The organism is Dietzia sp. B19, from assembly GCF_014145155.1.
Classification (GTDB): domain Bacteria; phylum Actinomycetota; class Actinomycetes; order Mycobacteriales; family Mycobacteriaceae; genus Dietzia; species Dietzia natronolimnaea.
On record NZ_JAALED010000101.1, the window covers coordinates 1 to 11,457 of the forward strand.

At 69.8% G+C, this 11,457-nt stretch carries 10 protein-coding genes; 8 read left to right on the forward strand and 2 right to left on the reverse strand.

What is annotated here, in order from left to right; genetic code table 11:
* From G6020_RS03985 to G6020_RS04010, 6 genes are all read left to right on the forward strand, one after another.
* A partial coding sequence (locus G6020_RS03985; protein WP_182609733.1) for a 1-deoxy-D-xylulose-5-phosphate reductoisomerase occupies nt 1–821 on the forward strand: 821 nt, incomplete at its 5' end.
* A 6-nt stretch (nt 822–827) separates the two neighbouring features.
* Nucleotides 828–2,045, forward strand: a complete 1,218-nt coding sequence (locus G6020_RS03990; protein WP_182609734.1) for a site-2 protease family protein — start codon at nt 828–830, stop codon at nt 2,043–2,045.
* A gap of 136 nt (nt 2,046–2,181) precedes the next feature.
* Nucleotides 2,182–3,330, forward strand: a complete 1,149-nt coding sequence (ispG, locus tag G6020_RS03995) for a flavodoxin-dependent (E)-4-hydroxy-3-methylbut-2-enyl-diphosphate synthase (RefSeq protein WP_179525449.1) — start codon at nt 2,182–2,184, stop codon at nt 3,328–3,330.
* Between the two features lie 4 nt (nt 3,331–3,334).
* Complete coding sequence (locus G6020_RS04000; RefSeq protein ID WP_182609735.1) at nt 3,335–4,189, forward strand: GNAT family N-acetyltransferase; 855 nt, start codon at nt 3,335–3,337, stop codon at nt 4,187–4,189.
* Between the two features lie 86 nt (nt 4,190–4,275).
* Nucleotides 4,276–5,151 carry a type I methionyl aminopeptidase gene (gene map, locus G6020_RS04005; RefSeq protein WP_182609736.1) on the forward strand — a complete coding sequence of 292 codons (876 nt, stop codon included), beginning with the start codon at nt 4,276–4,278 and terminating at the stop codon, nt 5,149–5,151.
* Between the two features lie 101 nt (nt 5,152–5,252).
* Nucleotides 5,253–6,731, forward strand: a complete 1,479-nt coding sequence (locus tag G6020_RS04010; protein WP_182609737.1) for an NAD(P)/FAD-dependent oxidoreductase — start codon at nt 5,253–5,255, stop codon at nt 6,729–6,731.
* A gap of 19 nt (nt 6,732–6,750) precedes the next feature.
* Here the strand turns inward: G6020_RS04010 and mtr are convergent, their stop codons facing one another.
* Nucleotides 6,751–8,151: a mycothione reductase gene (mtr, locus tag G6020_RS04015; RefSeq protein WP_182609738.1), complete on the reverse strand. Its 1,401-nt coding sequence runs from the start codon at nt 8,149–8,151 to the stop codon at nt 6,751–6,753.
* Between the two features lie 5 nt (nt 8,152–8,156).
* Complete coding sequence (locus G6020_RS04020) at nt 8,157–9,194, reverse strand: alpha/beta hydrolase (protein WP_259843962.1); 1,038 nt, start codon at nt 9,192–9,194, stop codon at nt 8,157–8,159.
* 147 nt (nt 9,195–9,341) lie between these two features.
* Between G6020_RS04020 and mqo the strand changes: the two genes are divergently transcribed.
* Nucleotides 9,342–10,823: a malate dehydrogenase (quinone) gene (gene mqo / locus G6020_RS04025; RefSeq protein ID WP_347238304.1), complete on the forward strand. Its 1,482-nt coding sequence runs from the start codon at nt 9,342–9,344 to the stop codon at nt 10,821–10,823.
* Between the two features lie 134 nt (nt 10,824–10,957).
* The coding region (locus G6020_RS04030; RefSeq protein WP_277815241.1) for an NAD(P)-dependent oxidoreductase at nt 10,958–11,457 on the forward strand (500 nt) is incomplete at its 3' end.

Below are 11,457 nucleotides of genomic sequence, written 5' to 3' on the forward strand. Positions count from 1 at the left end.
CCGGCGCCCGCCTGGCGTTGGCCAACAAGGAGTCGCTCGTCGCCGGTGGTGCGCTGGTGACCGGCGCCGCCGCCCCGGGGCAGTTGGTGCCCGTGGACTCCGAACACTCGGCCATGGCGCAGTGCCTGCGATCGGGCACCGCGGACGAGGTCGCCGGCCTCGTCCTGACCGCGTCCGGAGGTCCGTTCCGGGGCAGGACGCGCGCGCAGCTGGCGGACGTCACCGCGGAGCAGGCGTTGCGGCATCCCACGTGGGCGATGGGGCGGATGATCACACTGAACTCGGCCACCCTGGTCAACAAGGCGCTCGAGCTCATCGAGGCGCATCTGTTGTTCGGGGTGCCGTACGAGAAGATCGAGGTGACCGTCCACCCCCAGTCGGTGGTCCACTCGGCCGTGACCTTCGTCGACGGTGCCACCATCGCCAAGGCGTCTCCTCCGTCGATGAAGCTGCCCATCGCGCTGGCCCTCGGCTGGCCGGACCGGATCCCCGGGGCCACGACACCTCTCGACTTCTCCCGGTCCCACTCCTGGACGTTCGAGCCCGTGGACGAGCAGACGTTCCCGGCGATCTCCGTCGCCCGCGCGGCCGGATCGGCGGGAGGGCTGCGCACGGCGGTGTTCAACGCCGCGAACGAGGAGGCCGCGCCGGCCTTCCTCGACGGGAGGATCGGCTTCACCGAGATCGTCGACGTGGTGGCCGAGACGGTCGCGGCCGCGGACGAGTGGTCGTCCGATCCCCGCGACCTGGACGACGTGACGGCGGCGGAGTCGTGGGCACGGCGCCGTGCCGCCACGCTCGTCGCGAACCGGGAGGGCTGAGTCGTGATGGTGCTCGGGATCGTGCTCTTCGCACTCGGGATCATGGTGTCGATCGTGCTCCACGAGTACGGACACATGCGGGTGGCGCAGTGGTCGGGCATGAAGGTCCGTCGGTTCTTCGTCGGCTTCGGTCCGACACTGTGGTCGGTGCGCCGCGGCGGGATCGAGTACGGACTCAAGGCGGTCCCGCTCGGTGGGTTCTGCGATATCGCGGGGATGACCGCGTACGACGAGTTGGCCCCGGAGGACGAGCCCAGGGCGATGTGGCGTCAGGCGTGGTGGAAACGGGTGGCGGTCCTGTTGGCCGGCCCGGCCATGAACATCGTCCTGGCCATCGCGCTCTTCTACACGGTCGCCGTGGGCTGGGGGCTGGTCAACCGTGACGTCCAACCGATCCCGACCGACCGGGTCGCGGCGGTGGTGGGCGACACCTGCGCCGGTGCGGACCGGTGTGGGGTCGGTGTCGGCCCGGCGGGTGAGGCCGGCATCCTCGCCGGCGACCGGATCACCTCCGTCGACGGCCTCCCCGTGGGCAGTTGGTCCGATCTGTCCGAGGTGGTCTCCGCGCGTCCCGGCCAGACGGTCCCCGTCACGCTCGACCGGGCGGGGGAGACCGTGACGACGACGGCGAGCCTGACCTCGTCCTCCGTCGCGGGTCAGGAGAGGGGTGCGCTGGGGGTGCGACTGTCCGAGGACGGCATCCCCCCGGAGATCCTCGCCGACCCCGCCTACCAGACGGTCAACACCTACGACGCGCTCGGTGCGGTCCCGGCGACCTTCGTGTTCACCGGGGAGATGATCGAGGCCACGATCGACGGACTCATCTCGTTCCCGTCCAAGATCCCGGCGGTGGCGGCGTCGATCTTCGGCGCCGAACGGGCCGATGACTCGCCGGTCTCCGTGGTGGGTGCGAGCCACATCGGTGGCCAGGCGGCCGAGCAGGGTGCGTGGTGGCTGTTCCTGCTCTTCCTCGCGGGGCTGAACCTGTTCCTCGGGGCGTTCAACCTCGTCCCGCTCACCCCGTTCGACGGCGGCCACATCGCGGTGGTGTTCTACGAGAAGATCCGCGACGCGCTACGGCGGCTCCGCGGGCTGGCACCGGGCGGCCCGGCGGACTACGAGAAACTCGCGCCGATCACCATCGGTGTGTTCGTCCTGTTGATGGGCGTGTCCGCGATCGTCATCACCGCGGACTTCGTCAACCCCATACTACTGACGGGATGAGCGTCCGGACTCCCGATCTCGCCCCCGCGCCCCGGAACGCGGATAATGGCGGACGGGATCCGCGAGCACCCGGCTGGCGACCCCTACGGAAGGCCCTGTTGTGAACGACTCCTCCTCCATCCCCGTCGGACTGGGAATGCCAGACGGTCCACCGCCGGTCCTCGCGCCGCGCCGGAAGACGCGGCAGCTGTTCGTGGGCCAGGTCGGTGTGGGCAGCGATCATCCGGTGTCGGTCCAGTCCATGACCACCACCAAGACCCACGACGTCAACGCCACGCTCCAACAGATCGCCGAACTCACGGCGGCGGGCTGCGACATCGTCCGCGTGGCGTGCCCCCGTCAGGAGGACGCCGACGCCCTTGAGACCATCGCGCGCAAGTCGCCGATCCCCGTCATCGCGGACATCCACTTCCAGCCCAAGTACATCTTCGCGGCGATCGACGCCGGGTGCGCGGCGGTACGCGTCAACCCCGGCAACATCAAGGAGTTCGACGGACGGGTCGCCGAGGTGGCCAAGGCGGCCGGTGCGGCGGGGATCCCCATCCGGATCGGCGTCAACGCCGGGTCCCTCGATCCGCGTCTGCTCGCCAAGTACGGCAAGGCCACCCCGGAGGCGCTCGTGGAATCCGCGCTGTGGGAGGCCTCGCTGTTCGAGGAACACGGTTTCGGCGACATCAAGATCTCGGTCAAGCACAACGACCCCGTGATCATGGTGGAGGCCTACCGTCAGCTCGCGTCGAAGAGCGACTACCCGCTCCACCTCGGAGTCACCGAGGCCGGGCCCGCGTTCCAGGGCACCATCAAGTCCGCGGTCGCGTTCGGAGCCCTGCTGTCGGAGGGGATCGGCGACACCATCAGGGTCTCGCTCTCCGCGCCGCCGGTGGAGGAGATCAAGGTCGGTTCGCAGATCCTGCAGTCACTGGGTCTGCGCCCGCGCAAGCTCGAGATCGTCTCCTGCCCGTCGTGCGGTCGTGCCCAGGTGGACGTCTACAAGCTCGCCGACGAGGTCACCGCCGGCCTCGAGGGGATGAGCGTCCCCCTGCGCGTGGCCGTCATGGGGTGCGTGGTCAACGGACCCGGCGAGGCGCGCGAGGCCGATCTCGGCGTGGCCTCGGGCAACGGCAAGGGCCAGATCTTCGTCAAGGGCGAGGTCATCAAGACCGTGCCGGAGGCGATGATCGTCGAGACCCTCATCGAGGAGGCCATGCGGATCGCGGAGGAGATGGGCGAGCCCGTCGGCGAGGCCGCAGCGGGTCAGGGCCCCCAGGTCAAGGTCACGCGATAGGCCGATGACCGATACGGCTGCGCCGGAGGCAGCGACCGGCGGGTGCCGCGGGGTGGGCCCCGGGGAGGCCCGCGCGCTGCTCGGCGTCCTCGAATCCGACCCCCTGGTCTCGTGTCCCGCGGCGGAGAAGTTCGCCGCGTCCGGCGCGGTGCCCGGGCCGGAGGGGCGGTTCCTCACGCTGGGCGGCCCCGAGAGGTCGCTGGTGTTCGTGGGGAGTTCGGTGCTGCCACTCCGTGGTGACGCACATGATCACCACGAGCTCGGTCTCGCGGTGGCGGGCCTGGGGTTCGGCCCCATGTCCGTCCACGGGCGGAGGGATCAGGTCTCCGCGCTGTGGGGTGCCCTCGGTTCCTGCTGGGGGCCGTCCAGGGAACTCCGCGGGGCGCAGCACCTCATGGCGCTGCGGCACCCGGTGGACCGGTCCCTCGTGCTCGGCGACATCCGGGCCGCGACCCTCCTCGAGTTCGAGCAGGTGCTCGCGGCCGCGGCGGCGATGTACCGCGAGGAGCTGGGCTCCGATCCGTTCGCCGTGGGGTCGGGGATACCGTTCCGCCGCCGGGTCGCGCGCTCCCTGGCGAGGGGGAGGACCTGGATCGGGGTCGACGACGGAGAGGTGTTCTTCAAGGCCGACGTCGCCGCAGTCTCTCCGTGGTCGGCGCAGATCCAGGGGGTGTGGGTCCGGCCCGGCAGGAGGGGTGCGGGGCTCGGGACCGGCGGCATCGCCGCGGTGTGCGCCGCCCTCCAGGCCGGTCGACTGACCCCGTCCCTGGTGGTCAACGGATCCAACGCCGCGGCCCGCTCGGCGTACCGGCGGGTCGGGATGGTCGACGTGGTCGACTACGCGACCGTCCTGATGTGACCCGCCGGGCCACGGTGGCGGCACCCGGGCACCCGCGGTCGGGCCGGGTCGGCGGCGAGCCCCTGAACGCACCTATCCTTGAGGCCATGACCACCTCAACCCGTCAGCCCCTCGTCCCCGGCGATCCCACCCCGATCCGGACGGTTCCCGAGTCGATCCCGCGGCCCGAGTACGTCTGGCGCGAGAAGGTCGACGAGGCCAACGGCGAGCCGTGGGTGCAGACGCCCGAGGTGATCGAGGCGATGCGCAGGGCGTGCACGATAGCGGCGGACGCCCTCGTCGAGGCGGGGCGTGCCGTGGCACCCGGGGTCACGACGGACGAGATCGACCGGATCGCCCACGAGTACATGTGCGACCACGGCGCCTACCCGTCGACGCTGGGGTACAAGGCGTTCCCCAAGTCCAGCTGCGTGTCCCTCAACGAGGTGATCTGCCACGGCATCCCCGACACCACGGTCATCCTCGACGGGGACATCGTCAACATCGACGTCACCGCGTACATCGACGGAGTCCACGGCGACACCAACTCCACCTTCCTGGCGGGTGAGGTCGCCGAGGAGAACCGGCTGCTGGTCGAACGGACGCGAGAGGCCATGAACCGCGGGATCAAGGCCATCCGCCCCGGCCGGGAGATCAACGTGATCGGGCGTGTCATCGAGTCCTACGCGCGCAGGTTCGACTACACGGTGGTCCGGGAGTTCACCGGGCACGGGGTGGGTCCCACCTTCCACAACGGCCTGGTGGTGCTCCACTACGACGAGCCGTCACGGACCGAGGTCCTCGAGCCCGGGATGACGTTGACCGTCGAGCCGATGATCTCGCTGGGCGGTCCCGGGTTCGACATCTGGGATGACGACTGGACCGTCACCACCGCGGACAAGGCGTGGACCGCACAGTTCGAACACACCGTGCTCGTCACCGACGAGGGGTACGAGGTGTTGACGCTGCCGAGCGGGGGCTGAGGCCTCGCCGCCGGGTCGGATCGGGCTCCCCGACGACCCGAGTCGAACGATTGTCCCGATGCGGCCGTGAGTCATGGACATCTCGCGCCATAATGTCAATCATGATCGATACTCCCCGCGGACCTGTGGACCACGTCGACATCCTCGTCGTCGGAGCCGGGTTCGGGGGGATCGCGATGGCCGATCGTCTCCTGCGGGAGGGACGGGGCGGGGACATCCTCGTGGTCGAGGCCGGCGACGAGGTCGGCGGGACCTGGCGCGACAACACCTACCCGGGGTGCGCCTGCGACGTGCCCACCTCCCTGTACTCGTTGTCGGGTCACGCTCACCCCGACTGGTCGCACTCGTTCGGTAGACAGGGCGAGATCCAGGCCTACCTCGTCGGGGTGGCGGACAGGATCGGCCTCCGCGATCGACTCGTCACCTCCTGCGAGGTCACCCGCGCGCGGTGGGGCGACGACACCGCCCGGTGGAACGTCGACACCAGCCGTGGGCAGGTCCTGGCCCGCCATCTCATCGTCGCGACGGGGGCGCTCTCCGCACCCTCCGTGCCCCCGCTCCCGGGCCTCGAGGGTTTCGACGGCGAGGTGTTCCACTCCGCGCGCTGGCGCCACGACATCCCCCTCGCCGGCAAGAAGGTCGCGGTGGTCGGCACAGGCGCCTCCGCCGTGCAGTTCGTGCCCGAGATCGCCGGGACCGCCGACCACGTCACGGTCTTCCAACGGACACCCGGATGGATCCTGCCCCGGTTCGACCGTTCCATCTCCCGGCGTCGCCGCGCGCTGTACCGGCGTGTCCCGTTCGTGCAGAAGATCGTCCGGGGTCGGGTCTACGCGGGCCGTGAGCTCTACGTCCTGGCATTCACCCCGGCCCGGTTCCTCCTCCGGTTGTTCGAGTGGTTCGCCCGGTTCTACCTGCTGGTCAAGGTGCGGGACCGGCGGATGCGGACGGTGCTCACCCCGGATTTCTCGATCGGGTGCAAGCGTGTGCTGCTCACCGGCCAATGGCTTCCGGCGCTGTGTCGGCGGGACGTCACCCTGGTCTCCGGAGCCGCGACCTCGGTGACCCCGGGCGGTCTCGTCGACTCCGGGGGTGCCGAGCACCCCGCCGACGTGATCATCTTCGGGACCGGGTTCCAGCCCACCGAGCCGCCCATCGCGCGGGTCGTCACCGGTTCCGACGGCCGGACCCTCGCAGCACACTGGGACGGCAGCCCCCGCGCGCACAACGGCGTGACGGTCGCCGCGTTCCCCAACCTCTTCCTGATGTTCGGGCCCAACACCAGCCTCGGGCACTCGTCGATCGTCTACATGCTCGAAGCACAGGCCGAGCACGTGCTGAGGCTGCTCGAGTTGTCGAGACGAGCGGATCGGGGGACCGTGGAGGTGCGGGAGGAGGCCCTCGACCGGTATTCCGACCGGATGGACCGCGAACTCGCCGGCACCGTGTGGAACGACGGTGGATGTTCGAGCTGGTACATCGACTCACGGGGCCGGAACTCGACGCTGTGGCCCACCTTCACGTTCCGATACCGACGCCAGGTGAGGTCGGTCGACCCGGCGGACTTCGTGGTCGGCTGAGGCCCGCCGGGGCGGCGGGTCAGAAGCCCCGGTCCGGGAAATCCAGTCCGAGCAGGGCGTTCTCGACAACCTCGGCCATCGCAGGGTGGATCCAGTACTGGCGACGCGCGAGTTCGGGGACGGTGATCTCGAACTCCATGGCCTGAATGAGGATCTGGATGAGGGAGGGCGAGTGGGCACCCATGATGTGGGCGCCGACGAGCAACCCCGTCGTGCGGTCCGCGATGAGCTTGCAGCACCCGACCGAATCCTCCATGGCCCAGCCGTAGGCCACGTCCCCGTAGTCCTGGACCTTGACCGTGACGTCGTATCCGGCCTCCCGGGCCTCGGCCTCGGTCAGTCCGACCGAGGCGATCTGCGGCCAGGTGAACACGGCGTAGGGCACCAACCGGTGATTGACGGGGTGGAGGTCGTCAGGGCGCCGCAGGTTGTGCCCGACCACCCGCTGCTCGTGGTTGGCGACGTGCTTGAGCTGGTAGGGGGAGCTCACGTCGCCGAGGGCCCATACGCCGTCGGCCGTGGTGCGGCCGTACTCGTCGACCCGGACCAGCTCCCCGTCCATCGCCACGCCGGCGGTGTCGAGGCCGAGCAGGTCGCCGTTGGGGGTGCGGCCCGTCGCCACCAGGAGCGCGTCGCCGGAGCAGGTCGAACCGTCCTCGAAGGTGATCTCGACCCCGCGCCGGTCCTCGCCGGTCGCGGTCATCGTGGTGATCTGCTGGCCGAGGCGGACGTCCCACCTCCGCCTGGCCTGGTCGGTGAACCGTTCGGCCAGTTCCCGGTCCACGTGCTTGAGCAGGACGTCCGAGCGGCCGATCACGGTCACCTCCACGCCGAGAGCCGAGAACACGTGGGCGAACTCACAGGCGATGAAGCCGGAGCCCTGGATCACCATCGACCCGGGTAGCTCGGGGATCCGCATGACGTCGTCGCTGGTGTAGAAGTCGACGCCGGCGTCGACGACGATCCCGGGGATCGAGGGGCGGGCGCCTGCGGCGATCACCACGGAGTCGGCCGTGATGATCTCCCCGGTCCCCGTGTCGATGGTGCGCGGACCCACGAAGGTCGCGTGACCGTCGTACACGGTCACGTTGTCGCACCGTGTGCGCCGGTAGTCCTCGCCGCTGGAGGCGATCGGGTCGATCCGGCGGTCGAACACCCGGGAGACGATGTCGGGCCAGCGGACGCCGTCGAGAGTCGAGTCGATCCCATACGTGCTCGAGTGCGCGACGGACACGGCGGTGTCCGCGGCGTAGACGAACATCTTGGTGGGGATGCAGCCCACGTTGAGGCACGTCCCGCCGAAGGAGCCCTTCTCGCAGATCGCCACGGACTTGTCGGCGAACGACTCGTCGATCAGCGAGTTTCCGCTTCCGGTGCCGATCACGATGAGGTCGAAGTGCCGGGAGGGGGTCTGGGTCATGGTCGTCAGGACTCCTTGGTGTGGGGTGCGAGGATCTGGTCCAGCCAGTCGCCGAGGTGCCGGAAGACCACCTCGAGCACATCCGCGCGGGAGAGGAACACGTCGTGTCGGGCGCCGTCGACGGGGATGTCCGTGACCCGGTCCGAGACCCGGTCGGCGAATCGCTCCATCGATCGGACATCCAGGATCAGGTCGGTGTCGACGTCGAGCACACCGCCCGCGCCGCGAGCGCCGACGGACGACGCCGTCGACCTCAGCAGGAGCACGGGGAGCGGAAGGTGGACCCCGGACTGGAGAGCCTTCTGCGCCCGGCGGACGGCCGCGAGCCATCCGGCCCGGACCCCGACCCCGCCCGGGGGCTTGAGTGCGGTGTCGAAGTGGAAATCCCCGTCGTGATCGATGTGGGTGCTCACCACGTACCGGTCCGAGGTCTTCAGGGGCAGCCGGTAATAGGGCCTCGCGGAACCCAGGGTTCGGATGACCGGGTCCAACAGGGGTCGGGCGCGGTCGGGGACGTCGAGTTGGAACCAGGGGGAGTTCAGGACCAGCCCCACGACGGGGTCCAGCGAGCCCCGGTCGCGGCGCCGCCCGAGCCAGAGCGGTACCACCAGTCCGCCGGTGGAGTGCGCGGCCACGATGACGGGGAGTCCGGGGTGTTCGGCGGCGATCACGGCCAGTGACCGGTCCAGCTCGTCGTCGTATCTCTTCAGGTCGGTGGTGAAGTGCGGCGTCAGGCCGTCCCGCCTGGAGCGTCCACACTTGCGCAGGTCCACGCCGTAGGTCGCGATGCCGCGACCGGCGAGGAACTCGGCGAGATGGGTGTGGAAGAAGTAGTCGGACAGACCGTGGACCACGAGCAGGGCGGCGACGGGCCGCTCGGGTGCGTCCTCGTGCCGCACGAGAGTGGCCGAGATCGGTCCCTCGCCGTCCGGATCGGTCCCGAGTGGGAGCTCGAGACGCCGGTAGGACGGGCCCAGCAGGTCCGGGGTCCACTGCGCACCGGATCCGGTGGGGGCGACGGCATCGGGGGAGGGCGGAGGCACGACGACCACCCTAGTCCGGTGTGCCGCGGGGGCAGACCGGTGAGTAGTCTTGGGATCCGGTGGACGCGGGGTCGCCGGACGGTCCCGTGTCGATTCCAATTCGGGTCCACGACCAAACAGCGAGGGTAACCGGTGACTGCAGACCAGGTGGCAAAGCACGGAACGACTGATGTGGCGCTCATCGGCGCGGGCACCATGAGCGCGACGCTCGGGGCTCTGTTGCGTCGCCTCCAGCCCGACTGGCAGATCGAGATCTTCGAGCGCCTCGAGGGCCCCGCGCTGGAGTCCTCCGACGCGTGGAACAACGCCGGCACCGGCCACTCCGCACTCTGCGAGCTCAACTACTCGCCCAAGACCGCCGACGGTGACGTGGACATCACCAAGGCCGTGAGCGTCAACGAGAAGTTCCAGGTCTCGCGGCAGTTCTGGTCCTATGCCGTGGAGAACACGATCCTCGGCGACCCGACGGAGTGGATCCGCCCGGTCCCGCACATGAGTTTCGTGGCCGGTGAGGCCGGGCAGGAGTACCTGCGGAAGCGGTACGACAGGCTCGCCGGCCACCCCCTGTTCCCCGGGATGGGTCACACCACCGACTTCGGAGAACTCGAGCGGCTGGTCCCGCTCATGGCCCGTGGCCGGTCCGCCGACCAGCCCTTCGCCCTCAGTCACTTCGAGAACGGCACCGACGTCAACTTCGGGGCACTCACCCGGCAGTTCGTCAAGTACCTCACCAGGACGGGCACCGAGGTCCACTACCAGAACCAGGTCAAGGATCTCGAGCGCAACACCGACGGCACCTGGCGGCTGACCGTGGCCAACCGCCACACCGGCGACGAGCGCACGGTCGATGCTAAGTTCGTCTTCGTCGGAGCCGGCGGCGGTGCCCTGCACCTGCTGCAGAAGTCGGGCATCCCGGAGATCAAGGGCATCGGCGGGTTCCCCGTGGGGGGCCAGTGGCTGCGCTGCACCAACCCCGACCTCGTCGACCAGCACCAGGCCAAGGTGTACAGCCAGGCGTCGGTCGGCGCGCCGCCGATGTCGATTCCGCACCTCGACACGCGCGTCATCGACGGCAAGAAGGGGCTGCTCTTCGGCCCGTTCGCCGGCTGGACCCCGAAGTTCCTCAAGATGGGCAGCTTCATGGACCTGCCCTCGAGCATCCGTCCGGGCAATCTGCTGCCCATGGCCAACATCGGGCTCACCGAGATGGGCCTGGTCAAGTACCTCATCACCGAGCTCGCCAAGAATCACGGCGCGCGTGTCGAGACCCTCAGGGACTTCGTGCCGTCCGCGCAGGACGGCGAGTGGGAGAAGGTCGTCGCCGGCCAACGTGTCCAGGTGATCAAGCCCAACGGGCGCGGGGGGACCCTCGAGTTCGGTACCGCCGTGGTCAACGCCGCAGACGGCTCGATCGCGGGTCTGCTGGGGGCGTCCCCCGGTGCGTCCACGGCCGTCGACGCGATGGTCGATGTGCTGCAGCGCTGTTTCCCGAGCCGGTTCGCGGACTGGAAGCCCGCGCTCGAGGAGATGATCCCGTCCCTCGGTCGCGACCTGGCCGCGGAAGAGGGCCTGTTCGCCGAGCAGTTCGAGCGCTCGACCCGCACCCTCAAGCTCGATCAGAGGGCCTGACGGCGGGCCGGACCCCGCCCCGTACGAACCCTGATCCCCCGGTCGCCGCGTCGCTGTGGCCGGGGGATGACGCGTATCACAGTGCCTCGGGGCCGAGGCGGTCGCGGCCACCGACGGCGGATAGGATCGGCGGCATGATCCGGCCCGTGAACCCGTACCCCGTCGGCTTGGACCTCGAAGGCCGTCGGGTCGTGGTGATCGGCGGCGGATCGGTGGCCCAGCGGCGTATCCCGGTGCTCCTCGAGTCGGGTGCCGTCGTCCACCTGGTGAGTCCTGAGATCACGCCCACGTTGCAGGGACTGGTCGACTCCGGACGCATCCGGTGGGAGGCCCGTGAGTACCGGTCCGGCGACCTGGAGGGCGCCTGGTACGTGGTGGCGGCAACCAAGGACTCCCTGGTCAACGCCAGGGTCGCCGCCGAAGCCGAGCAGGATCGCACCTTCTGCGTGCGGTCGGACGCCGTCAACTCGGGCACCGCGGTGACGCCCGCCGTCGTTCGCCGCGACGAGATGGTGGTGGCGGTGCTCACCGGGGACCGCGCACGGACCGCCGAGGCCCGTGATGTGGTCGCCCGCGCTCTGAGCGACGCCGGCGCCGAGGCGCCGGAGGTCGAGGAGAGGCTGCGGGGGACGGT

Coding starts and splice junctions, on each gene's coding strand:
- G6020_RS04000 (WP_182609735.1), top strand. CDS start 3,335: ATGACCGATACGGCTGCGCCGGAGGCAGCGACCGGCGGGTGCCGCGGG.
- G6020_RS04010 (WP_182609737.1), top strand. CDS start 5,253: ATGATCGATACTCCCCGCGGACCTGTGGACCACGTCGACATCCTCGTC.
- G6020_RS03990 (WP_182609734.1), top strand. CDS start 828: ATGGTGCTCGGGATCGTGCTCTTCGCACTCGGGATCATGGTGTCGATC.
- map (WP_182609736.1), top strand. CDS start 4,276: ATGACCACCTCAACCCGTCAGCCCCTCGTCCCCGGCGATCCCACCCCG.
- ispG (WP_179525449.1), top strand. CDS start 2,182: ATGCCAGACGGTCCACCGCCGGTCCTCGCGCCGCGCCGGAAGACGCGG.
- mtr (WP_182609738.1), bottom strand. CDS start 8,151: ATGACCCAGACCCCCTCCCGGCACTTCGACCTCATCGTGATCGGCACC.